Consider the following 23,711-nt stretch of genomic DNA (forward strand, 5'->3'; position numbering starts at 1 on the left):
GAAAACAAAAGTAGCGACGAAGTATCGGCGCGGGGCTGTCAAACCGTGCCGGTTATTACGTACGTATTTCTACGATCCGCGGTGCAAAAACAGCGATTTTCAGAAGGGAGGTCGGAGGCAGCGGGACGCGGGCGGGGGATGCAGCCATCCCCTGATTGCCTGGAAACGGAATACGCGTTTCTGGCCGTGTTTTTGGATTTAGTCCTGCCAAATGCGACAGGAATGAACAAGAAATTCTCGTGGAAGTCGGTAGTGCCCCTGTTGAAGCAGTCCGTCAAGGGCTTTTCCGAAGACAAAGTACCCAAGCTCAGCGCTTCGCTGGCTTACTATACCATTTTTTCGCTCGCGCCGCTGCTGATCGTCATTATATCCGTGGCGGGCTTTTTCCTCGGGCAGGAGGCCGTTTCCGGGCAGCTCTTCGGCCAGATAAGCGGTATCGTGGGCAAAGCCTCGGCCGCCCAGATCCAGGAAATGATCCGCAGCGCTTCACTCAGCGGTAAAGGAACTGTTTCCCTCGTTATCGGCGCCGTCACCCTGCTCATCGGTGCCACGTCGATGTTCGGCGAGATGCAGGACTCGATCAACGGTATCTGGGGCATCAAGGTGCACCCGAAGGCCGGTATGAAGGCAGTGATCAAGAACCGCCTGCTGTCGTTTGGTCTCGTCGGTACCCTGGGCTTCCTGCTCCTGGTGTCGCTGGCGGCCACCGCGGTGATCGAAGGGCTCGGCGACCGGCTCATGGCCCGCTTCCCCGACGTAAGCGTCATTCTTTTTTACATCATCAACCTCGTGCTCACGCTTGTTGTGACAACGGTGCTTTTCGCCGGGATCTTCAAGGTACTTCCGGATGCGAAGATCAAGTGGGGCGACGTGTGGATCGGCGCCGGCGCTACGGCGGCCTTTTTCCTGATCGGCAAATTTCTTATCGGTCTCTACATCGCCAAGTCGAACGTAGGCTCTACCTATGGTTCGGCCGGCTCGCTCATCATACTGCTGTTGTGGATCTACTATTCGGCGTTCATCCTGTATTTCGGCGCCGAGTTCACGAAGAACTACCTCGTGCAATACGGTCCGGGCATTATTCCCAATCACTACGCCGTGCCGATGGAAGGCTCGATCGTGGCCTCGGCCGAGCCGAAGAAGCAGCCGCAGCAGGACGTGCTGCAACCCGCCGACCCGCAGCAGCCCTGGCGCACAAGGGCGTATCCCCAGCTGGCCGTCAGCTCAGGCAATGCCCCCCGCGACCCGCAGCTCGCGCATGCCGTGGAAGAGCGCAAAGGCACGAAAGTGGGCCCGGTGAAAGCCGTGGGGGTCGCACTGCTGGCCGTCATCGCAGGCGCCATACGCAGGGGGCGCTAGCGGATGGCTTCGCCGCGGCGCTTCCGCTCCGTGACGGTTCAAGCGGGCCGAAACCTTACTTTTGCGCCCTATGGCAACGGATAGCAACAAGTTCCAGGCGATCATCGCCCACTGCAAGGAATACGGCTTTATTTTCCCCTCTTCCGAGATCTACGACGGCCTTGCCGCCGTGTACGATTACGGCCAGTGGGGCGCGGAGCTGAAGAAGAACATCAAGGACCACTGGTGGAACTCCATGACCCGGATGTATGAGAACATCGTGGGCATCGACGCTGCCATCTTCATGCATCCCACCACCTGGAAGGCTTCCGGCCACGTCGACAACTTCTCCGACCCGATGATCGATAACAAGGACTCGAAGAAGCGCTACCGCGTGGATCATCTTATCGAGGCGAAGATCGACGAGCTCGAGGCCGGGGGGCACAAGGACCAGGCCGAGCTGCTGCAGGGCCAGATGGACGGCCTGCTCGCCAACAACGATTTTGCCGGTCTCAAGAACCTGATCGAATCGAACAAGATCGCGTGCTCCGTGTCGGGCACCGTCAACTGGACCGATGTGCGCCAGTTCAACCTGATGTTCTCCACGGAGTTCGGCGCCACTTCCGATGAAGGCGACAATACGATCTACCTACGTCCCGAAACGGCGCAGGGCATTTTCGTCAACTTTCTCAATGTGCAGAAGACGGGCCGGATGAAAATTCCGTTCGGCATCGCGCAGATCGGCAAGGCGTTCCGCAACGAGATCGTGGCGCGCCAGTTCATCTTCCGGATGCGCGAGTTCGAGCAGATGGAGATGCAATTCTTTATCCGACCCGGCACGCAGAAGGAGTGGTACGAGTACTGGAAAGCCGAGCGCATGAAGTGGCACCTGGAGCTGGGTATCCCGCAGGACAAATACCGTTTCCACGACCACATCAAGCTGGCACACTACGCCGACGCGGCCTGCGATATCGAGTACGATTTTCCGATCGGCTTCAAGGAAGTGGAAGGCATCCACTCGCGCACCGACTTCGACCTGCGCAACCACCAGGAGTACAGCCGCAAGAAGATGCAGTACTTCGACAACGACATCGACCCGGCCACCGGCAAGCCCTATGGCAACTACATTCCTTACGTGATCGAAACCTCCATCGGTGTCGACCGCACGGTGATGCTGATCCTGAGCGAGGCGTACGAGGAGCAGGATCTCAGCACCGACGAAAAGAAAGACAGCCGCGTGGTGCTCAAGTTCCCGGCGAAGCTCGCGCCCATCAAGCTGGCCGTGCTGCCGCTTGTGAAAAAAGACGGTCTTCCCGAGATCGCGCAGCAGCTTATGAGCGACTGCCGTTCTTCGTTCAAATGCTTTTACGAGGAGAAGGATACCATCGGCAAACGCTACCGCCGGATGGATGCCATCGGCACCCCGTTCTGCGTTACCATCGACCACCAGACCAAGGAAGACGGCACCGTCACCATCCGCCACCGCGACAGCATGAAGCAGGAGCGGGTGCCGATGAGTGAAGTCAGGAATATCGTGCTCACAGCAATGCTTTGACAGCGCTGGAACAGAAGAACAAGGAACAAGGAATAATGAAAAAAGAAGGGAAGTCCGAATAGGCTTCCCTTCTTTTTTTTAACCTCCAACTTTCCGATCGTAATTCTTAATTCCCTGTTCCTTGTTCGCTATTCCCTACCCTTTGCCGGTGATCCTGTAGGTGATTACGCCAAGTATTTCTTTGATGAACGAATCCCAGTTCCGGAGCGCGGTCGATTGCGGGAGCAAATAATCTTCGAATAAATTGTTGCCGACGCCACGCGAGATAAAGTCGCAGGGAAAGAGCTCCACGGGAACACCGAGCTTTTCAAACACGGGGCGGGCCCGGGGCAGGTGCGCCGCCGACGAGATCAGCAGGAAAGGGCCCTTCAGCTGCAGCGAGTCGATGATGTGCTTGGTGTTTTGCGCATTCTCAAGGGTGTTGCGCGAGCGCACGTCGGTATAGATATCGCCTTCGGGAATGCCGAGCTGTACGAGCTTCTCCTTCGCAAAGGTGGCCTCCTGGAAGCCGTGCTCAACGATATAGCCGTTGCCCGCCGGGATGATGAGCTTGCGCAAATGCCCGGTTTTGTACAGGAGCGCCGCCTGGATAAATCGGTCGGATGCGCTGTTGAAATAGCCGGCATCATCCTTCTGGTTGTAATTCACAAAACCGCCGAGCACGATGCCGGCGCTGTACTGTCCCGCTTGCTCCAGCGCAACGGGGTTGGGCTCGTAGGCGCGGTACAAGGCATTGATGATCGCGGGATTGCTGAAGAAGAGCAGGAGTCCGAAGGCCGCGCCGATCAGGCGGCGCTTGCGAAGCGGCTTTTTGGTCAGCAGCCCCCAGGCAAACAAAACGATCACCCAGATAAGCGGGCGGAAAAACCAGAGGATGACTTTGAGGAGGACAAACATGCCGCGAATGTAGGGCGTCATTGCGAGGAGAACGAAGTGGACCGAAGCAATCGGCTCCGCGTGATGCCGATTGCTTCGCTGCGCGCGCAATGACGCTCGAAACCGGTTATCCGTACAGCTCCAGCTCTACATCTTTCCTGTCGAAGCCAAGCTGCACGATGCGCTGCCGGGCCTCATCGACCATCGCCTTCCAGCCGCAGAGGTAAAAGCGCGCATGCGGCAAGTGGCCCAGGGTGGATTGCTGGGTGAGCACGATGTCTTCGTACACCGCATGCACATAGCCGCAGCAGCCTTCCCAGCTTTCGCGGGAGAGGGTGGGGAGATAGCGGAAGCGGGGCAGGTCGCGCTCGAGCTGCCGCATTTCTTCTTCGTACAGCAGGTCGGCCTTTTCGCGGGTGCCGAAGATGAGATAGAGGTTATGGTGCTCGAGGCCCGTACGACGGATGTGCTGGAGCATGCTCCGGAAGGGGGCGATACCGGTGCCGGTGCATACCAGGAAGAGGTCTTTCTCGATAACCGCCGGGAGCGTGAATACACCCTGCGGTCCGCGGAGCAGCAACTCGGAGCCTGTTGTGATCTCGTTGAAGAGGTACGTCGTGCCGGCTCCTCCTTCCAGGAGAACGATGAGCAGCTCGAACTCATTGCTACCATCGGGCCAGGAGGCGATCGAATAGCTGCGCCAGCGCCGGTTGGGCTTTTCGTGGATGGGGAGATCAAGGGTAACAAATTGCCCAGGTAAAAAGTCAAATTGCTCTACTTCGGGCACTTTTACCCAAAAGCGGCGCGTATTGCGGGTCTCCTGCTCAATGCGGGTAACGATTCCTTTTCGCCAGGGTTGCAGCGGCATAGCTTCCGTCTTTATGTGAAGCTACAAAAATGCGTTAAAGCGGGCCTTTTCATGTTTTAATCGGGGCCGCCACTGATTTTAAACCCGGCGCTAGCCGATATTGGCATAGTGCTTGAAAATTATATCCATGTAGCGCAACGATACATGAAACATTGATTCAGCGCTAGTTACAAACAGAAGAGTCGAACTCAACATACTTTTTGTCGGACGGTTTAGGTTAAAAGGGCTGGTATTCTTATCGGCCCTCTTTTTTTTACCCCAACGCCCGAAAGATCCGACATCCGAGATCAGACATCCTACATCCTACATCCGAGATCCTACATCCCACTTTCTATCTCACTCGTGGAGGATCGGCTCGAGCTCCTTCCAGGACTTCAACGTTTTCACATAGGCTTTCCCCTTCCAGGTGTACCGCAGCTGCAGCGCGCCTGCGCCCGGGCGCACCGGCCCCCTGGGCAGGATCACTTCTTCCACAATGCGCTTTGTGGGCGGCACCAGCGTATCGGTACGCGGCTGCTGCGGGAGGTTGCCGTTTTCGACCGTCACCGGGCTGGCAACCACCTGGCTCCGGAAAGCGTATGGTTTACCGCCGATGCGCAGCCCCGTGATGCGGAAGGCGCCGGCTGCATGGGCCACGAAAATGCGGTAGTCCATCAGCGTGGCATTGGGGTAATTGGGCGGAACGATCCCGGGGTGGGAGGGGCGTGCGAAGCCGTAAAGAGAAACGCTGGCGCCGGTTTGGGCCGACGCCGCCAGGGCGAACGAGAGGGCAAGCAGGGTCAAAAATTTACGCATGGGAGCGGGTTTACGCTGTGATATTCTGTAAATTTGAGAGTTTACTAAGCATTTCTTAAATAAGATTTTTCCAAAACATACGTTCATCCAACCCGAACTGCTTATCCTGTTATGTCTACTATGAAGTCCCTGATCAAGGCCACTGCCGCGCTGGCGGTTTGTGCCGCAACCTATTTTGGCTATGCCGCCTACCGTGCCGAGCAAACCGAAGAGCGTGAAGAGCGCCTCGAGCAGGATGGCATGGAGCTCGCCAAGCGCCAGCAGTTCCTGATGACCCGCGACCCGGAGCTCAACACCGTTCCTTCCTCCCGCCTCCTCAGCGCCGAGCAGGCGCGCCGCTCGCTGATCGCCAACGGCCGCACGGCATCCCTGCCCTGGACGGAGCGTGGCCCCAGCAACGTGGGCGGCCGCACCCGCGCCATCCTCGTTGACCGCGCCGATGCCACCGGCAACACCGTGCTGGCAGCCTCCGTCAGCGGAGGCATCTTCCGCAGCACCAACTTCCTTTCGGCCCCCGTGCAATGGACGCCTGTAGCCGACCGCATGAACAACCTCGCCGTCACCTGCCTGGTGCAGGATCGCACGAATGCCAGCGTTATCTACGCCGGCACCGGCGAAGGCTGGTTCAACGTCGACGGTGTCAAGGGCGCCGGTATTTTCAAGTCGACCGACGGCGGTCTTACCTGGAACGTACTCCCGGCGACCACCGATTTCGAATATTGCCAGGACCTGGTTCAGGACAACAGCGGCAATCTCTATGTATCGCTCCGCAACTCGGCCACCGCCTTCCGCGGCATCATGCGCTCCGCCGACAACGGCGCCACCTGGACCCAGGTCGCCGGCCTCCCGCTGACGGAACTGAACTACCGCACCGGCCGCGGCGCCGACCTCGAGGTAGCCTCGAACGGCGACGTGTACGCAACGCTCGGCATCTTTTCCTCCGCAATCGTCATCAAGTCGTCGGGCTCCAATGGCGCCAACACCGGCACCGTAGGCACCTGGGTTGATGTTACGCCGACGTTCTCCGTAGCCACCAACCGCTGCGAGCTCGCCGTCGCTCCTTCTGATCCGAACCGCCTCTACCTCCTCGCGCAGGACAGCACCAACTCGCAGGTGACGGAAGCATTCCGCTCCGACAACGGCGGCCAGTCCTGGACCAATATGGTAGCCCCGATCGACGTAAACAACGGAGCGGCTTCGCAAACCTGGTACAACCTCATTGCGGCTGTTGACCCGTCGAACGCCGACGTACTCGTGGCCGGTGGCGCGTACATCACCCGCTCCGCCGACGGTGGCCAGACCTGGACCCGTATCTCGGGCTCCATCCACGTCGACCAGCACGCGCTCGTATACGTCAACTCCAACCGCCTCATCGCGGGCAACGACGGTGGCATCTTCGTATCGAACAACCCCGCCGACGGCGCCTCCGCATTTTTTGAAAACAAGAACAACAGCTACAACGTAACACAGTTTTACGGCGCCGATTTCCACCCGACGAACACGAACTACTTCCTCGCCGGTGCCCAGGACAACAACACCCAGCGCTTCACTACCGCCGGCATTAACGCTACAGCGGCTGTCGTAGGCGGCGACGGAGGTATCCCCCACATCGACCAGACCGACGGCAACCTCCAGATCGCTGCGTACGTGGGCAACTCCTACTACCGCTCGCTCAACGGCTCCAACTTCCAGGCCCTGACAGGAAATACTTCCTCGACCGGACAATTCATCAACCCCACTGACCTCGACGATGCCGCCAAGGTGCTTTACTGCGGCGACGATGCCAACAAGCTGACGGTCATCAGCAACCTCACCGGCACGCCGGGCCGCGCAACCCGCACCATTTCGGTAATGGGAAGCCGCGAGGTCACCGCGGTTCGCGTCGATCCCTCCGCGGCCAACACGGTATGGCTCGGCTGCTCGTTCGCTTCGGCCAAGCCGCAGCTGCTGAAGCTCACCAATGCTAACGCCACAACGCCTACGGTTTCGGTGAACGTACAGATCACCGGCTCGGTGGCCAATGCGGCGGTTTCGTCGATCGAGATCGACCCGGCTAACCCCGCCCACCTTGTGGTGACCCTGTCCAACTTCGGGGTGGTAAGCCTTTGGGAAACCACCAACAGCGGTACCACCTGGACCAGCGTGGAAGGCAACCTGCCCGACATGCCGGTGTACTGGTCCATGTTCGTTCCCGCCGGGATTGAGCCCAATGGCGCCGGCAACGGCTCCGGTGGCATGATGATCGGCACCGACCTCGGCGTGTGGTTTACAACCTCGCTCGCCGGCGCCGCCACTACCTGGACGCCCTACGCCAACTTCCCCAACACCCCGGTGTACATGCTGAAATACCGTGCTTCCGACCGCCTCGTGCTCGCCGCTACCCATGGCCGCGGCCTCTGGACGGCCAACCTCACCCAGGCTACCGGCGTAAGCAACGTGACCGCCACCCGCGACTTTATCCGCTACGTGTCGGGCGCGAACAACCGCATCACGATCGTGCCGGGAACGCTCAACATCCGCCGGATGAACATCGAGGTATGGGATACGCGCGGCGCCCTCGTGCACCGCGAAACCCGCGCCTACAGCCTGACGCAGCTGCCCACCGATCGCTGGGCCCACGGTGCCTACGTGGTACGGGTTACCGGCGACAAGGGCGAGATCTTCGTGCAGCAGGTGATCCGGTAGAGCCGTTTTCCCTTTTCATTTTCCAGTTGCCACGACTTCGGCAACTCCTCATAAAAAGTCCCGGTCCGAAAGGCCGGGACTTTTTGCGCTATGCCCGTTCTCCAATCCCAAACCGGAAACCCCAACGTAAAACGTAAAACCCAAAACGTCAATCGTAAAGCCCAAAACGTACACTGCCAACTGGCCTCCCCCTATTTTTGCCCCTCGCGAATGAGTGTATCCGACCTGCTTAAGGCCTACCAAAGTACCCCCCAGGTTTTTTCACTGGCGGAGGGGATCAGCATGGCCCAACCGCAGCGCTTCCTGCTCCGCAACCTCCGGGGCAGCAGCAGCCAGTTCGTGGCGGCTTCGCTTTTTTTGCATCCGGTTTGCTCGCAGATCAACCACCTGCTCATCTGCAACGACGCCGAGGACGCGGCCTACTTTCACAACACGCTCGAAAGCCTTACCGACGCCCTCAATATCTTTTACTTCCCGTCTTCGTTCAAGAACCGCAAGAACTACCGCCTCCTCAATTCGTCGCACGTGATGCTCCGCACGGAGGCGCTGATGAAGTTCGCGGCCGCCGCCGGCAACCGCGCGGGTGCCCTCGTAACCTACCCCGAGGCGCTTTTTGAAAAAGTTGTTGTGTCGCGCACGGTGTCGGAGTCGGTCATTCACCTCAAGACCAACGACACGATCCAGCCGGATGCCCTTTACGAAAAGCTCGTGAGCTACGGCTTCGAGCGTACCGACTTCGTATATGAGCCCGGCCAGTTCGCGGTGCGCGGCGGCATCCTGGATATCTACTCCTTCGGCAACGAGAAGCCCTACCGGGTGGAGCTGTTCGGCAACGACATCGACTCCATCCGCATCATCGATCCCGAAACGCAGCTATCCGAGCGCCGCCTCCTGCAGGTATCGATCATCCCGAACGTCGAAACGCAATTCAGCGACGAGGAGAAAGTGTCGCTGCTGGAATTCTTGGCGCCCAATACCGTCGTGTGGATCCAGGACGAGGAGCTGACGCACGAGCACCTGCTGACGGCCGAAGAAGACCTGAATCTCTTCCTCGAGCTGCGCGCCGGCAAGACCGATAAGGATAAGGAGGAAGAGGACGACCGCCTCGAAAAGCGCGAGGTAACCGCTGCCGACTTCATCAGCCCGCAGCAATTCCGCGAGGAGCTCGGGCGCCGGCACTTGCTGCACTTTGGTCCGCAGCGCCCCGAAAGCCCGATCGATAAAGAGATCGAATTCCATACAAAGGAGCAGCCTGCCTTCAACCGGCAGTTCGACCTGCTGATCCGTGACCTGAAAGACTGGGAGAAAAAGCAGTTTGCGCTCAACCTGTTTGCCGAGAACCCGCGGCAGCTCGAGCGCCTGTACACCATCTTCAAGGACCTCAACGAAGAGATCCAGTTTCAGCCGCAGGCCATCTCGATCCACGAAGGCTTTATCGACGAAGACCTGAAGCTTGTTTGCTACACCGATCACCAGATCTTCCAGCGCTACCACAAGTACAAGGTGAAGCAGGCGTACAACAAGAACAAGGCCCTCACGCTCCGCACCCTCCGCGAGCTGCAGCCCGGCGACTATGTAACGCATATCGACCACGGCGTGGGCGTGTACAGCGGCCTGCAAAAGCTCGATGTGAACGGCAAGCTGCAGGAAGCCGTGCGGATCATTTACAAGGACAACGACATCCTCTACGTCAATATCAACTCGCTCCACAAGATCGCCAAGTTTACCGGCAAGGAAGGCTCCGTGCCCAAGGTCAACAAGCTGGGCTCCGACGTGTGGAACCGCCTCAAGGAAAAGACCAAGACCAAGGTCAAGGAGATCGCCTTCGACCTCATCAAGCTATACGCCCAACGCAAGGCCCAGCAAGGCTTTGCGCACAGCCCCGACAACTACCTGCAGACCGAGCTCGAGGCCTCGTTCATCTACGAGGATACGCCCGACCAGAGCAAGGCCACGGCCGATGTGAAGAAGGACATGGAGTCGAATTCACCGATGGATCGCCTCGTGTGCGGCGACGTGGGCTTCGGCAAAACCGAGATCGCCGTGCGCGCTGCGTTCAAGGCGGTTGTCGACGGCCGCCAGGCCGCCGTGCTCGTGCCCACCACGATCCTTGCCTTCCAGCACTTCAAGACCTTCAGCGATCGCCTCCGCGACTTCCCCGTAACGGTCGATTATATCAACCGCTTCAAAAGCGCGAAGGAGAAAAAGGAAACACTCAAGCGGCTCGAGGAAGGAAAGATCGACATCCTCGTGGGCACGCACGCCATCCTCAGCAAGGACGTCAAGTTCAAGAACCTCGGCCTGCTCGTGATCGACGAGGAGCAGAAGTTCGGCGTGGCGCACAAGGAAAAGATCAAGACGCTGCGTACCAATATCGACGCGCTCACGCTGACGGCAACGCCCATCCCGCGCACGCTCCAGTTCTCGCTCATGGGCGCCCGCGACCTGAGCATCATCAACACGCCGCCGCCCAACCGGCAGCCGATCCAGACCGAGGTGCGCGTGTTCCAGGAAGACTTTATCCGCGAGGCGGTGTATTTCGAAACGGAGCGCGGCGGACAGGTGTTCTTCATCCACAACCGCATCCAGGGTCTCGCCGAGATGGCCGCGCACATCAAGGGCCTCTGTCCCGACCTCTCCATCGGCTGGGCACATGGCCAGCTCGAAGGCCACGAGCTCGAGGAGCGGATCATGGACTTCATCGAGCGGAAGTACGACGTGCTCGTGTGCACCAACATCGTGGAGAGCGGCGTCGACATCCCCAACGTCAACACCATCATCGTCAACAACGCCCACCAGTTCGGGCTTTCCGACCTGCACCAGCTCCGTGGACGCGTGGGCCGCTCCAACAAGAAAGCCTTCTGCTACCTGCTGGCGCCGCCGATGAGCACGCTGCCCACCGACAGCCGCAAGCGCCTTCAAACCCTCGAGCAGCACTCCGACCTGGGCTCCGGCTTCCAGATCGCCATGCGCGACCTCGACATCCGCGGCGCGGGCAACCTGCTCGGCGGCGAGCAAACGGGCTTCATGGCCGAGATCGGCTTCGAAACCTACCAGAAGATCCTCGAGGAAGCCATCCGCGAGCTGAAACGCACCGAGTTCAAAGACCTTTTCAAGGAAGAGATCACGAAGCAGGACGACTACGTGCAGGACTGCACCATCGACACCGACCAGGAGATTCTGATCCCCGACGATTACGTCGAGAGTATCACCGAGCGCCTCGCGCTGTACTCGCGCCTCGACAACTGCGACAGCGAGGAAGAGCTGCTGGCGATGGAAGAGGAATTCCGCGACCGCTTCGGGCCCATACCGCCGCAGGTGCAGGACCTCTTCATGACCGTCCGTGTGCGCAAGCTCGCCGTCAGCCTCGGCTTCGAGAAGCTGTTGCTCCGCGACGTAACCCTCAAGTGCTTTTTCATCAACCGCCCCGACTCACCCTACTTCGAAAGCGACCTCTTCAAGCGCATCCTCGACTTCCTCCAGACCGGCACCAACAAGGCACACCTCAAGCAGGTGGGCAAGCTGTTCCTGCTCGTTGCAGAGCCGGTGCGCGGCATGAACGAAGTACACAGTTTCCTCCAGCGGATGCACGCGCTGGTAATGGGTTGATGGGGTGATTGGGCAATCCAAGCTGTCTTCCTGAGCCTGTCGAAGGACCCCCAACCGACATGCTACCTCGCTACAGGCAAAGCCCATGGGGACCCTGAACCCCGCGTTCCGCGGGGCTGGAAAAGAAAATCTTCAAAATCCGCTGCTTCACCGAAGGGACAACCGGGTCCGGGTGCCTTTTCGTACATTTATTTACGGATCACCATGAAGCACCTACGCCAGACTCTGACCTTACTGCTGCTTGCCATTGCCGTCATTGCCGGCGGCCAGGAAGCCGCGCCCGCACTCCAGCTCAAAACAGGCCCGCAGCCCGTCCCCGCGCTGAGCGGCCCCCTCGTGGACTCCCTCAACCGCAGCCTCCCCAAGGTCGCCGGCCGCGCCTACCTTGTACTCCAGTTTTACCAGATACCAACGGCCGAGCAGCGCAAGTATCTCTCGGGCGCCGGGATCGAGCTGCTCCAGTATGTACCCTACGGGGCCTATACCGCCAGCGTGCGGATGCCGCTTTCGCGCTCGGTGCTTGCCAGTGGCGGTGTTCGCGGCCTCTGGGCACTGAGTCCGCTCCAGAAGCTCGACCCGATGCTGAGCGGCCCGCTGCCGCCCACCTGGGCAGTCAAAGTAACCGGCACCGTCAATGTGCTGGTACGCATTCCCGACGCGGTACCCGTGGGCGACGCGCTCGCCGAATTCGGGCGACGGGCCTTTTTCATCACTGGCCGCGACTGGCTCAGCTACCGTATTGTCGGGCTGCAGCTGCCCTTCGCGCGCCTGCGCGAGCTTGCCGGTCTTCCCATCGTTGACTACGTGCAGGCCGAGCAGCCGGTGCAGGGACTCAATTTCAACAACCGCTCCGGTGCGCGTGCCAACGTGCTCAACGCGCCGCTGGCACAGGGCGGCCGCGCCCTCAACGGCGAAGGCGTGGTGCTGGGCATCGGCGACGACGCCGACGTGCAAAGCCACCCCGACTTCAGCGGCCGCCTGATTGACCGCGCCGTCGTTACGCAAACCAGCCACGGCTATCATACCACCGGAACGCTTGCCGGTGCCGGCATCGTCAACGAGCTGTACAGCGGCATGGCACCGAAGGCGACGATCGTTTCCTCGTTTTACTCCGGTATCCTCAGCAACGCCGCCACCTACTACAACGACTACGGCATGCTGGTCACCAACAACTCGTACGGCAACATCGCGGAGTGCTCGTATATGGGCCTGTACGACATCTACGCGCAGGCACTCGACCAGCAGGCCTACGACCTGCCGGACCTCACCCACGTATTTGCCGCGGGCAACAGCGGCAGCAGCACCTGCTCGCCGTTTCCGCAGCGCTACCATACCGTATACGGCGGCTACCAGAGCGCCAAGAACGTCGTTACGGTCGGCGCCAGCACCGACTCCGGCCTCGTGTCGACCTTCAGCAGCCGCGGCCCCGTGCGCGACGGCCGCGTGAAGCCCGAGATCGTAACGCAGGGCCAGGCGGTGATCTCCGCCGTCGCCGGCAACACGTACGGAAGCAACCAGGGCACCAGCATGTCGGCCCCGGCGGTTGCGGGTGGAATGGGACTGCTTATCCAGCGCTACCGGCAGCTGCAGGGCGGCGCCAACCCGAAGGGTGCTCTAATCAAAGCGCTCCTGTGCAACGGGTCCACCGACCGCGGTACCGACGGCCCCGACTACAACTACGGCTATGGCTGGATGAACCTGCTCCGCAGCGTCGACATGCTCGAGAACGGGCATTATGTTTCGGCCAGCGTCGCGCCGGCCGCTACCAACACCCACAGCATCACCGTGCCCGCCAATACGGCGCAACTCAAAGTACTTCTCTACTGGCACGACCCCGCGGCTTCGCTCATTGCTTCGAAGGCACTCGTGAACGACCTCGACCTCGAGGTTGTGGACCTGTCGAACAATGCCCAGCTTCCGTATCGCCTCGATACTTCCATGGGCGCGCTGGGCAGTGCCGCATTTACCGGCGCCGACCACCTCAATAACCTCGAGCAGGTAGTGATCGATAACCCGCCCGCCGGGAACTATACGGTTCGGGTGAAGGGCACTTCCATCACACAGAACGGCGGGCAGGCCTACCAGCTCGTGTGGGACCCGCTCCCGGTTTCCGTCCAGATCAGCAACCCGGTAGGCGGCGAAGGCTGGGCACCGGGCGATGTCATGAAGCTTAGCTGGGAAGCATACGGCAATCCCGCATCCACCTTTACGCTCGAATTCAGCAGCAATAACGGCGCGACCTGGAGTACCATCGCCAGCGGCCTTGATCCCGCGCGCCGTATTTATACCTGGACGGTCCCTTCCGTAGCTACCGACGGGGCGCGCATCCGCATTACGCAATCGGGCACCGGCGCCAGCAGCACGAGCAACGCCTTTGTGATCGCCGCGCTGCCGGTTGTGACGATGGCCGCCACCGCCAGCCAGTGCGAGGGCTATATCAATTTCAGCTGGACCGCCGTCAGCGGGGCCACCGATTATGAAGTGATGATGCTGCGCGGCGACGCAATGCAATCGATGGGCACAACGACGTCCACCAGCTATGTACTCAGCGGCCTCAGCGTCGACACAACCTATTGGGTGGCGGTGCGGCCGCGGATCAACGGCAATGCAGGGCGACGCTCCGTGGCCCAATCGCGGCAGCCCTACACGGGTTCCTGTGGGGCGGGCATTTCGGACGGCGACCTGAAACTGTATGCGGTTACCGGCCCTGCCAACGGCCGCCTCAATACCAGCAGCGCGCTCTCCTCGCTGAGCACTGTTTCCGTCCAGGTCAAAAACCTGGACGACGTCGCCATCAGCGGCTTCGACATGAAGTACCGCGTCAATGGTGGTAGCTGGGTGACCGAGCCCGTGAGCGCAACGATCAGCGCCGGCGCGATCTACAACTATAACTTCGTAACGAAGGTCGACATGAACGCCGCCGGGTCCTATGTGATCCAGGCCGTTGTCAGGAACTGGGCTACCGATCACCTGGCTGCCAACGATACACTGACCGTCACCATCAAGCAGCTGGCCAACCCCGTGCTGACGCTGCCTTTCACCGATGATTTCGAGACACTTGCCAACACGAGCTACCGCTACGACCAGACGGGCCTCGAGGGCGACGATCACTTCGACTTCTCGCGCAACTCGGGCTATGCGCGGCTCCGAAGCTTTGTCAACTCCGGTTTTGCCCACTCGGGCAACCGTGCCGTGACGCTCGACATGGACCGCTTCAACGGCAGCAATACCACCAACTACCTGATCGGCACCTTCAACCTGTCGGCCTACGACGCCACCGTCAACGACCTGCGCCTTGGCTTCGTGTTCCGCAACCATGGGCAGTCGAGCAACAGCGCCAACAAGGTCTGGATCCGCGGCAACGACGCCGCTTCCTGGGTGGAAGTATATGACCTCAGCGTCAACGGCGGCGAGCCCGGGAGCGAAACGGAGGTACATGGTATCGAGATATCGCGGTTGCTGTCGGCTGCGGGGCAGAACTTCAGCTCCAGCTTCCAGGTGCGCTGGGGGCAGTACGGCTCTTATCCGGCTGTTGACATTTATGGCGGCAACGGCTACAGCTTCGACGATGTGCAGCTGTATACCGCAGCGAACGACATGCAGGTACTCGGCATTCTCTCCCCGGCCCCGAGCGCCTGCGGCCTCAGCGCCAGCAGCACGATATCGGCCGCGATCCGCAACAGCTCCTTCGGTACGCTCACCAATGTGCCCCTGCGCTACAGCATCGACGGCGGTGGCTGGGTAAGCGAAACCTATCCGAGCGTGGCGGCAAATGCCACCGTCGTTCACACGTTTAGCACTACGGCCGATCTATCTGCCCTCGGCACTCATACCGTGCGGGTGCTCGTGGATATGCCCGGCGACGACGTGCACAAGAACGATACGCTGACCCTTGCGGTCGTAAACCAGCCGGTCGTGAGCAGCTTCCCGTACCTGCAAAATTTTGAAAGTGGCGCAGGCTACTGGTACAGCGGCGGAACCAATTCGTCCTGGGAGCTCGGCACACCGCAGTCGCCCAAGATCGGCCGCGCGGCTTCGGGCGTCAATGCCTGGAAAACGCGTCTCGCCGGCAACTACAACGATCGCGAAGACTCCTACCTCTACTCGCCCTGCTTCAATGTAAGCGGGCTTACGAATCCCACCCTGAGCTTTGGCATCGTACTCGACCTCGAAGACTGCGGCAGTACCGTATGCGATGCAGGCTGGGTGGAGTATTCGACCGACGGCAACACCTGGACCAAGCTGGGCGCCTATAACGGCGGCACCAACTGGTACAACAAGACCGGCAGCAACGTGTGGAGCCGCACGAATTACACAACCTGGCGTGTGGCCACCTACGCGCTTCCGGCGGGCTCCTCCGAGCTGCGCCTGCGCTTCGCCATGCACTCCGATGAGTCGACAAGCCGCGAAGGCATTGCCATCGACGACATTCATATCTACGACGACGGCGGTCTCTTTACCGGCCCGACGCCCGGCGCGCCCCTGCAGGACAGTGTCTGGGGCAACAGCTGGATCCACTTCAGCAGCGGCGGGAAGCGCGTTGCGTCGATCCTGCCCAACAACCAGGACCTCGGCACAACCGACGTGCAGGTATACATCGACACGACGGCCTCGCACTATACGAGCAACCAGTATTACCTCGGCCGAAGCTTTACCATCAAGCCCGCGCACCGCAACCTTGCCGATTCGGTGACCGTGCGCCTGTATTTCAGTGAGCGCGAGTCGGAGCTGCTGATCAACGCGAGCGGCTGCGCCAACTGCGCGAAGCCCTCGACTGCCTTTGACCTGGGCGTTTCGAAATACACCGACAGCAATACAGCGCAGGAAGACAACAGCCTTGCCAACAACAACGGCGGCAGCTGGTCGTTCTACGGGTCGGCCGCGCGGAGTATCGTGCCTTACGGAAGCGGCTATTACGCCGAGTTCCGGGTGAAGGATTTTTCGGAATTCTGGTTCAACTCGGGCGGCGTGCAGCAGGCGCCGCTTCCGGTGCGCTTTGTATCATTCAGCGCCCGACGCGTGGAGACGGCCGCCCGCCTCGATTGGGAGCTTGGCTTCGAGGAGAGTGTGCTTCGCTACGATGTGGAAGTGGCCGACGGCGACGAGGCCATGCAGCGCGGGCAATACCATCTTATCGGTTCGGTGGTCAGCCTGGGCAACAGCAGCACGGGGCGCCACTACCAGTACCTCGACAATCGGCCGGGCAAGACCGGCACCTGCTATTACCGCCTGCGGGTACGCAATGCCGATGGCACGTACCAGTTCTCGGCCATCCGCCCGGTTCTGTTCAGCGACAGCTATGTATGGCAGCTGTACCCCAACCCGTCGGCAGCTGTTTTCCACCTGTCGTTCCGTGCGGCCGATGGCGAAACGGTGCGCTTCCGCCTCTACGACGGGCAGGGCCGGCTGCTGCGGCAATGGAGCCGCACTGCGAGCGGGTACGTCGAAAAGGAATCGGTGCAGCTCGGGGGCGCAGCGGCGGGCGTTTACCTGCTGCAGGCCGAAGGCCCCGGCGCTGTCCAGTCGTTCCGCCTCTACAAGCAATAAGCAAAAAGAAAAGGTGCCCTGCAAAGAGCACCTTTTCTTGTATACCGGCATCCCTAAGGAAGGCCGGCTTGGAAGCAAGCATCGCTTTTCAGCAATTCTTACCGGGTAACCATTTTACTGATAAACTGCAAAACTGTAAGGCTTCTTACCAGCCTTGCTTGGCGACACCGGCCTTGATGGCGGCGAGCGCTTTTTCTTCGTTGCACAGGGTCGTGAGCTTGTTGCCCTTTCCGTCGTGGCCCTGCACCATGTAGGCGCCTTTGGCTGTTTTGGTCACTACGGCGTCCTGGATCGGAACATTCTTCTCTTTGGTTTTGACATTATAAGCGGTGAGATTTACGTCAGCCATATGGTCAGGTTTTAAAGTGTTTGTGAGAATTAAATCTACGGTATTCCCGCAAAACGGGGACCAAAATATTTTCAACGATCAGTTTTCTCCCCCTTGAAGCACTTCCTCGATGGCATCAAGCTCTTCCGGGTCGAACTGCGGGCGCTGGAGGCAACGTACCGAGTCGAGCACCTGCTCGGCACGGCTGGCGCCGATGATCACCGAGCTGATCCGCGGATCGCGGAGCACCCAGGCCAGCGCCATCTGGGCCAGCGACTGGCCACGGCAACCGGCGATGTTGTGCAGCGCATGAACTTTCTGAAGCAGGGTAGGGGCAATCGAGCCGGCCTCGAGCGCGCCGTTGCCGCGGTTGGAGGCGGCGCGCGAGTCGGGCGGAATACCCTGCAGGTATTTGTCGGTCAGCAGGCCCTGGGCGAGCGACGAAAAGGTGATACAGCCGGCGCCTTCGCGCTCCAGCGTGTCGAGAAGCCCGCCTTCCACCCAGCGATCGAGCAGCGAGTAGCGGGGCTGGTGCAGCAGCAGGGGTGTGCCCAGGTTGCGGAGCACCGCGGCGGCCCTTGCGGTTTCATCGGCCGAATACGAGGAGATGCCTACGTACAGCGCCTTGCCCTGCCGCACGATGCTGTCGAGCGCGCCCATCGATTCCTCGAGCGGCGTACCCGGGTCGGGGCGGTGGTGGTAGTAGATATCGAAATAATCCAGGCCGGTGCGGCGCAGGCTCTGGTCGATAGAGGCAACGAGGTATTTCTTCGAGCCCCAGTCGCCGTAGGGCCCGGGCCACATCTCGTAACCGGCCTTGGTGGAGATCACGAGCTCGTCGCGGTAGGGCAGCAGGTCCTGCTTGAGGATCTTTCCGAAAGTCGTCTCAGCGCCGCCCGGCGGCGGTCCGTAGTTGTTGGCAAGGTCGAAATGGGTAATGCCGCTGTCGAAGGCCGTGTGCACGATGTTGCGGCAACGCGCCAGGTCGTCGTCGACGCCGAAGTTGTGCCAGAGGCCCAGCGAAAGCGCGGGCAGCTTCAGGCCGCTTCGGCCGCAGCGGCGGTATTCCATGTTCGTGTAGCGGGTGGGGGAGGGAGTGTACATAAGATGAATATCGAATAACGAATAACGAAATCGAATGACGAATATCGGGTTGCGAAAGCGGATGACGAAGTTCGAGGGAAAACGTCAATAGCGAATGGCTCACGTGTGGCCCAGTGCTCAGGGCTTGTAATCAAATGGCAGCATCCGCCCTATTTTTTCAGTCCACCCGAGCCAGCCGTTCGCGATAAGGTCGAGCGGGCTGTAATAGTAACCGTTCGATTCCACCAGCACCGGGCGGCCATTGAGCAGGCAGAGCTCCGATTGCATGGCGAAGTTGCCGTTGCGCACCGTCTTCCGGTAGCTCTCGGGTGTCTTGCCTTTGTCGTACAGCACGACGATATAGTTCGGGAAATCTAGGACCGCCGTTGAGCTGTCGCCGGCATAAGCGAGGCTGTCGCCAACGAGACGATGCCCGTCGACAACGGTCAGCACGGGCTCGCGGCCCACCTGCGGCTGCCAGGCACGGAGGCTGTCGTCGGGGTCGTCGCTGCGCAGCTCGCTGCCGTTGCGGAGAAAAAACAGACGGCCGTTTTCGAGCGGCTTCACGCGGGCTACTTCAGCGAGATTGGGAATCTTGCGCACGCGGTACAGGGTGAAGCCTTCTTCGATCAGCTGGTTGCGGTACAGGGCCCGCATAAAGTGCATCATCGAGCCCTCGTATACGCGGCGGCGCGCCTCGTCCCATTTGTGGGTACGCGCCTTGCCCGCGCCAAGATCCTCGTAAAGCGGGTAGCCAAAGAAGGTCACGATGTGGGTGCCGAAATGAAAGCTGAAGTCTTCGAGCTGGTAGCGGATACGATAGCCAAGCCGCTTGTTCTCGATGATGAGCGGCTCGCGGGCGACGGCTGTTAGCGTGTTGGCCCGCGTGTCGAGCCGGAAGCGGAGCGTTTCCTTGTTGCGGATGATGCAGTGCGCCGCTTCTTCGGAAGTGCCCATGAAGTTGTCCAGGAAGAACTGCCCCCACTTCTTCCAGCCGTTCTTCTCGTAGGGTTGTATTACTACGGTCTCCAGCTCCTGCACGCGCGGCTTGAGCCGAACGACCAGCGGGGCGCTGCCTTCATTGCCGAGGGCGCGGCTGTAGGTTTCGTGGTCAACGGCGCTGACCACCAGGTCGTACTTGCCTGCGGGCACGGGCAGCTCGAATTCTCCGCGGCTGTTGGCCGTGGTGCCTACGGAGGTATTGCTCAAAAACACGGAAGCGCCCGGCAGCGGCTGGCCGCTGGTTGCGTCAAGCACAGTGCCCCGCAGGGTGACCTGGGCGAGCGCGGGAAGACCAAAGCAAAGGAGAAAAGCGAATAACAGACGGTGCATGCCCGAAGGTAATCCGAAGAAGGGTTCAGGAAGTCGCTTCGGCGCGTAGCGCCGTCTGCTTATCGCCCCGGACTTCAGTCCGGGGCACAAAAAAGCCCCGCCGGGGGCGGGGCTTTGAAAATGTGGTTATTGCGTTAGACATCGATGCGCGCGTACTTGGCGTGGCTTTCGATGAACTCGCGGCGCGGGGCTACCTCGTCGCCCATCAGCATCGAGAAGATGCGGTCGGCTTCGGCGGCGCTGTCGATCGTTACCTGCTTCAGCGTGCGGGTCGAGGGATTCATCGTCGTTTCCCAAAGCTGGTTGGCGTTCATCTCACCCAGACCCTTATAGCGCTGGATGTTGACGGCGCCTTCGTTGCCGCCACCGAGCTTTTCAATAACGGCTTTGCGCTGCTCTTCGTCGTAGGCATAGATCGCTTCCTTTCCTTTTTTCACCAGGTAGAGCGGCGGCTGGGCGAGGTATACATAGCCCTGTTCCACCATCTCTTTCATGTAGCGGTACATGAAGGTGAGGATCAGCGTGGCGATGTGCGAGCCGTCGACGTCGGCATCGGTCATGATGATCAGCTTGTGGTAGCGCAGCTTTGTAATGTTGAGCGCTTTCTTGTCTTCCTCGGTGCCCACGGTTACGCCGAGCGCCGTATAGATGTTGCGGATCTCTTCGTTCTCGTAGATCTTGTGCTCCATGGCCTTCTCCACGTTGAGGATCTTACCGCGCAGCGGAAGGATGGCCTGGAAGGATCGGTCGCGGCCCTGCTTGGCAGTGCCACCGGCCGAGTCACCTTCCACGAGGTAGAGCTCGCAGCGTTCAGGGTCGCGCTCGGAGCAGTCGGCAAGCTTGCCGGGAAGACCGCCGCCGGAGAGCACGCTCTTGCGCTGCACCATCTCGCGGGCTTTCTTGGCCGCGGCACGGGCCTGGGCGGCGAGGATCACCTTCTGGATGATGTTCTTGGCTTCCTTCGGGTTTTCCTCCAGGAAGTGCTCGATCACGCGGGCTACGGTCGTGTTCACGATACCGGCCACTTCGTTGTTGCCCAGCTTCGTCTTCGTCTGGCCTTCAAACTGCGGCTCGGGAACCTTGACGCTCACAATGGCCGAAAGACCCTCGCGGAAGTCGTCGCCCTCGATCTGCACCTTGGCTTTTTCAAAGAGGCCCTGCTCGTCGCCGTACTTCTTGAACACGCGGGTCAGCGCCTGGCGGAAACCGGTGACGTGCGTACCGCCTTCGATCGTATTGATGTTGTTGACGTAGGAATAGATGTGCTCGGTGTACGAGTCGTTGTAGCTCATCGCCACTTCCACCGCTACGTTGGCCTTCTCGTCGCGGCCCTCCACGTAGAGCGGCTTCGGGATAAGGGGCGTGCGGCCGGCATTGGAGTCGAGCATTTCCACGAACTCGATAATGCCGCCTTCGCTGTAGAATGTTTTCTCGTAGGTAAGGCCCGTCTCTTCGTCCTTCTCGCGGAGGTCGATGAGGGTGATGCGGAGACCCTTGTTGAGGAAGCTCAGCTCACGGAGACGGCCTTCGAGGATATCCTTGTTGTAAACGTCGGTGATGAAGATGGTGTTGTCGGGCCAGAAGTGCACCGTGGTGCCGCGCTTCTCCGTCTGGCCGATGGCCCGTACCGGGTATTGCGGAACGCCGATGCGGTATTCCTGCTCGTAGATGGTGCCGTCGCGGAACACCGTGACATGGAGCTTGGTCGAAAGGGCGTTGACGCAGGATACACCCACGCCGTGGAGACCGCCGGAAACCTTGTAGGAGTCTTTGTCGAACTTACCGCCGGCGTGCAGCACGGTCATCACCACCTCGAGGGCGGAGCGCTTTTCCTTCGTGTGCATGGCGGTCGGGATACCGCGGCCGTCGTCTTCCACCGACACCGAGTTGTCTTCGTGGATGGTGACGAGGATATTCTTACAGTGACCGGCGAGGGCTTCGTCGATCGAGTTGTCGACCACTTCATACACGAGGTGGTGGAGGCCTTTGACGCCGATATCGCCGATGTACATCGCCGGGCGTTTGCGCACGGCTTCAAGGCCCTCGAGTACCTGGATGCTGTCGGCGCCGTAAGCGGGTTGGGAGGCAGCTACCGGGCTGCCGGTCAGGGTATCTAACGTATCACTCATTTGTGGGGGATTAGGTCCTCGGGAGCGGGTCCGGAGGGATACGGCAAATGTACCGAAAAAGGCCGGGTTAGACAAGGCGGAAAGCGTTAAAAAACAGGCGGTTTGGACCCGCGGCTCCCCGCTGGTTGCCGGCTCCTTCCGGCCTCCCGGTTGCCCTCTGCAAGCGACGTCCGGGTTGCGGCCGCAGGTGCCGGTTTTGGGCTGGCCATCGACCGGCCGCGCCGCCCGCACTTAACGCAGTGTTATTGCCCAAACTCGTCGCGCCGGCCGGCGTACCTTCGGTGCCTTCAAGCCAAACTAACTATGTTCTTTCGTTCCGTACTGTTTATCGGCGGCTGCCTCGTCGCCTCCGCCCTGTGCGCCCAGACACGCATTCTCTTCGATGCCAGCAAGGCCGAATCGGCAGGCAATGCCGACTGGGTGATCGACGCCGACCTGCACAACCTCGATTGGAATCCAACCGGCGCAACCGGCAGCGGCTCGTTGTACACGGCAAGCAACCCACAGCAAATCCCAACCCCGGCGCAGTCGGGCGTAGGTGCCAACACGGCGGAAACATACTGGGAGGGCGCCCTTTCGGCCTGGGCCGTCGACTGCGCCAAGCAGGGGTACGTAGTGGAGTCGCTCCCCTACAACGGGCAGATCACGTTCAACAACGCCGGCAACCCGCAGGATCTTTCGCGCTACAAGGTGTTCGTTGTCGACGAGCCTAACATCCGCTTCAGCGCATCCGAAAAAACGGCCATCCTGCAGTGGGTGGCGGCCGGCGGCGGACTCTTCATGATCTCCGACCACGACCAGAGCGATCGCAACAACGACGGCTGGGACTCGCCGGCGATCTGGAACGACCTTATGAGCAGCAACGGCATTGCCGCCAATCCCTTCGGCATCAGCTTCGACCTCGCCAGCTTTTCGGAAACCTCCGGCAACGTGCAGGCAGCCGCCACCGACTCCATCATCCACGGCACCTGGGGCAACGTCACGTCCGTAAAATGGTCGAGTGGCACCTCGATGACCCTGAGCAGCTCCGCCAACCCCACGGTAAAGGGCGTCGTGTTTCGCAGCGGAAGCAGCGCGGGCAACAGCAACGTGCTCGTGGCTTACGCCCGCTATGGCGCCGGCAAGGTGGCTGCCATCGGCGACTCCTCGCCAACGGATGACGGCAGCGGCAACCCGGCCTGCAACCTCTATAACGGCTATTTTACCGACGCGGCCGGAAACCACCAGCGCCTGCTCATGAATGCTACTGTCTGGCTCGCCCGCGCCGGCAGCGTGTCGACGGCCGTGCCCGACCTCCGCACCGACGCCAGCCTGCACATCAGCGCCGGGCGTGGCTTTGTGCGGCTGCAGTCCGACCGTCAGCTTCCGGCCTGCCGCCTCTATGACGGGCTCGGACGGCTGCTGGCCACCCGCCCCGCCGGCGGCGCCAGCGCTACGTTTGAGGGGCTGCGCCCGGGCATCTACTGGATCCAGGCTGCCGGCGCCACCCGCACAGCGGCAACGTCCGTAGCCGTCTTCTGACCTGCATCTGCTGCTGAATGCAGGCCATGGCTCAACGCCGGTGGA

At 60.5% G+C, this 23,711-nt stretch carries 13 protein-coding genes; 6 read left to right on the forward strand and 7 right to left on the reverse strand.

Annotation, left to right across the window (positions count from 1 at the left end; genetic code table 11):
- Window positions 1–222: 222 nt before the first annotated feature.
- Both ACYU7Z_RS15525 and ACYU7Z_RS15530 read left to right on the forward strand, forming a co-directional pair.
- Window positions 223–1,359 carry a YihY/virulence factor BrkB family protein gene (locus ACYU7Z_RS15525; RefSeq protein ID WP_460572101.1) on the forward strand — a complete coding sequence of 379 codons (1,137 nt, stop codon included), beginning with the start codon at window positions 223–225 and terminating at the stop codon, window positions 1,357–1,359.
- Window positions 1,360–1,429: 70 nt separating this feature from the next.
- Window positions 1,430–2,893 (forward strand): glycine--tRNA ligase, encoded by a 1,464-nt coding sequence (locus ACYU7Z_RS15530; RefSeq protein ID WP_460572103.1) that lies wholly within the window; start codon window positions 1,430–1,432, stop codon window positions 2,891–2,893.
- Between the two features lie 135 nt (window positions 2,894–3,028).
- Here the strand turns inward: ACYU7Z_RS15530 and ACYU7Z_RS15535 are convergent, their stop codons facing one another.
- The 3 genes from ACYU7Z_RS15535 to ACYU7Z_RS15545 form a co-directional block, all read right to left on the reverse strand.
- Entirely contained in the window at window positions 3,029–3,790 is a 762-nt protein-coding gene (locus tag ACYU7Z_RS15535) for a YdcF family protein (RefSeq protein WP_460572105.1), read from the reverse strand.
- Window positions 3,791–3,896: 106 nt separating this feature from the next.
- The gene (locus ACYU7Z_RS15540; RefSeq protein ID WP_460572107.1) at window positions 3,897–4,637 is read right to left on the reverse strand and encodes a ferredoxin--NADP reductase; all 741 of its coding nucleotides are present in this window, start codon (window positions 4,635–4,637) and stop codon (window positions 3,897–3,899) included.
- 336 nt (window positions 4,638–4,973) lie between these two features.
- Window positions 4,974–5,432, reverse strand: a complete 459-nt coding sequence (locus tag ACYU7Z_RS15545) for a hypothetical protein (protein WP_460572109.1) — start codon at window positions 5,430–5,432, stop codon at window positions 4,974–4,976.
- Between the two features lie 120 nt (window positions 5,433–5,552).
- Between ACYU7Z_RS15545 and ACYU7Z_RS15550 the strand changes: the two genes are divergently transcribed.
- The 3 genes from ACYU7Z_RS15550 to ACYU7Z_RS15560 all read left to right on the forward strand — a co-directional run bounded on the left by ACYU7Z_RS15550 (window position 5,553) and on the right by ACYU7Z_RS15560 (window position 17,273).
- Window positions 5,553–8,117, forward strand: a complete 2,565-nt coding sequence (locus tag ACYU7Z_RS15550) for a WD40/YVTN/BNR-like repeat-containing protein (RefSeq protein WP_460572111.1) — start codon at window positions 5,553–5,555, stop codon at window positions 8,115–8,117.
- Between the two features lie 210 nt (window positions 8,118–8,327).
- On the forward strand, window positions 8,328–11,726 hold the full coding sequence (mfd, locus tag ACYU7Z_RS15555) for a transcription-repair coupling factor (protein ID WP_460572113.1): 3,399 nt from the start codon (window positions 8,328–8,330) through the stop codon (window positions 11,724–11,726).
- A gap of 204 nt (window positions 11,727–11,930) precedes the next feature.
- Window positions 11,931–17,273, forward strand: coding sequence for a S8 family serine peptidase (locus tag ACYU7Z_RS15560; RefSeq protein WP_460572115.1), 5,343 nt, complete (start codon window positions 11,931–11,933; stop codon window positions 17,271–17,273).
- Window positions 17,274–17,418: 145 nt separating this feature from the next.
- On the opposite strand, the gene ACYU7Z_RS15565 is transcribed toward ACYU7Z_RS15560, so the two are convergent.
- From ACYU7Z_RS15565 to gyrB, 4 genes are all read right to left on the reverse strand, one after another.
- Entirely contained in the window at window positions 17,419–17,622 is a 204-nt protein-coding gene (locus tag ACYU7Z_RS15565) for a hypothetical protein (protein ID WP_131851007.1), read from the reverse strand.
- Window positions 17,623–17,700: 78 nt separating this feature from the next.
- Window positions 17,701–18,705, reverse strand: a complete 1,005-nt coding sequence (locus ACYU7Z_RS15570) for an aldo-keto reductase family protein (RefSeq protein ID WP_460572118.1) — start codon at window positions 18,703–18,705, stop codon at window positions 17,701–17,703.
- Between the two features lie 117 nt (window positions 18,706–18,822).
- On the reverse strand, window positions 18,823–20,016 hold the full coding sequence (locus ACYU7Z_RS15575) for a carboxypeptidase-like regulatory domain-containing protein (protein ID WP_460572120.1): 1,194 nt from the start codon (window positions 20,014–20,016) through the stop codon (window positions 18,823–18,825).
- A 134-nt stretch (window positions 20,017–20,150) separates the two neighbouring features.
- Window positions 20,151–22,145: a DNA topoisomerase subunit B gene (gene gyrB, locus ACYU7Z_RS15580; RefSeq protein WP_460572122.1), complete on the reverse strand. Its 1,995-nt coding sequence runs from the start codon at window positions 22,143–22,145 to the stop codon at window positions 20,151–20,153.
- Window positions 22,146–22,448: 303 nt separating this feature from the next.
- Between gyrB and ACYU7Z_RS15585 the strand changes: the two genes are divergently transcribed.
- Window positions 22,449–23,666 carry a hypothetical protein gene (locus tag ACYU7Z_RS15585; protein WP_460572124.1) on the forward strand — a complete coding sequence of 406 codons (1,218 nt, stop codon included), beginning with the start codon at window positions 22,449–22,451 and terminating at the stop codon, window positions 23,664–23,666.
- Window positions 23,667–23,711: the final 45 nt, after the last annotated feature.

This window comes from Flaviaestuariibacter terrae (genome assembly GCF_054777635.1).

What these genes read in the sequence shown, in the direction of transcription:
- ACYU7Z_RS15540 (WP_460572107.1), bottom strand. Translation starts at nt 4,637, where the DNA reads ATGCCGCTGCAACCCTGGCGAAAAGGAATCGTTACCCGCATTGAGCAG.
- ACYU7Z_RS15560 (WP_460572115.1), top strand. Translation starts at nt 11,931, where the DNA reads ATGAAGCACCTACGCCAGACTCTGACCTTACTGCTGCTTGCCATTGCC.
- gyrB (WP_460572122.1), bottom strand. Translation starts at nt 22,145, where the DNA reads ATGAGTGATACGTTAGATACCCTGACCGGCAGCCCGGTAGCTGCCTCC.
- ACYU7Z_RS15535 (WP_460572105.1), bottom strand. Translation starts at nt 3,790, where the DNA reads ATGTTTGTCCTCCTCAAAGTCATCCTCTGGTTTTTCCGCCCGCTTATC.
- ACYU7Z_RS15565 (WP_131851007.1), bottom strand. Translation starts at nt 17,622, where the DNA reads ATGGCTGACGTAAATCTCACCGCTTATAATGTCAAAACCAAAGAGAAG.
- ACYU7Z_RS15550 (WP_460572111.1), top strand. Translation starts at nt 5,553, where the DNA reads ATGAAGTCCCTGATCAAGGCCACTGCCGCGCTGGCGGTTTGTGCCGCA.
- ACYU7Z_RS15530 (WP_460572103.1), top strand. Translation starts at nt 1,430, where the DNA reads ATGGCAACGGATAGCAACAAGTTCCAGGCGATCATCGCCCACTGCAAG.
- ACYU7Z_RS15545 (WP_460572109.1), bottom strand. Translation starts at nt 5,432, where the DNA reads ATGCGTAAATTTTTGACCCTGCTTGCCCTCTCGTTCGCCCTGGCGGCG.
- ACYU7Z_RS15525 (WP_460572101.1), top strand. Translation starts at nt 223, where the DNA reads ATGAACAAGAAATTCTCGTGGAAGTCGGTAGTGCCCCTGTTGAAGCAG.
- mfd (WP_460572113.1), top strand. Translation starts at nt 8,328, where the DNA reads ATGAGTGTATCCGACCTGCTTAAGGCCTACCAAAGTACCCCCCAGGTT.
- ACYU7Z_RS15575 (WP_460572120.1), bottom strand. Translation starts at nt 20,016, where the DNA reads ATGCACCGTCTGTTATTCGCTTTTCTCCTTTGCTTTGGTCTTCCCGCG.
- ACYU7Z_RS15570 (WP_460572118.1), bottom strand. Translation starts at nt 18,705, where the DNA reads ATGTACACTCCCTCCCCCACCCGCTACACGAACATGGAATACCGCCGC.
- ACYU7Z_RS15585 (WP_460572124.1), top strand. Translation starts at nt 22,449, where the DNA reads ATGTTCTTTCGTTCCGTACTGTTTATCGGCGGCTGCCTCGTCGCCTCC.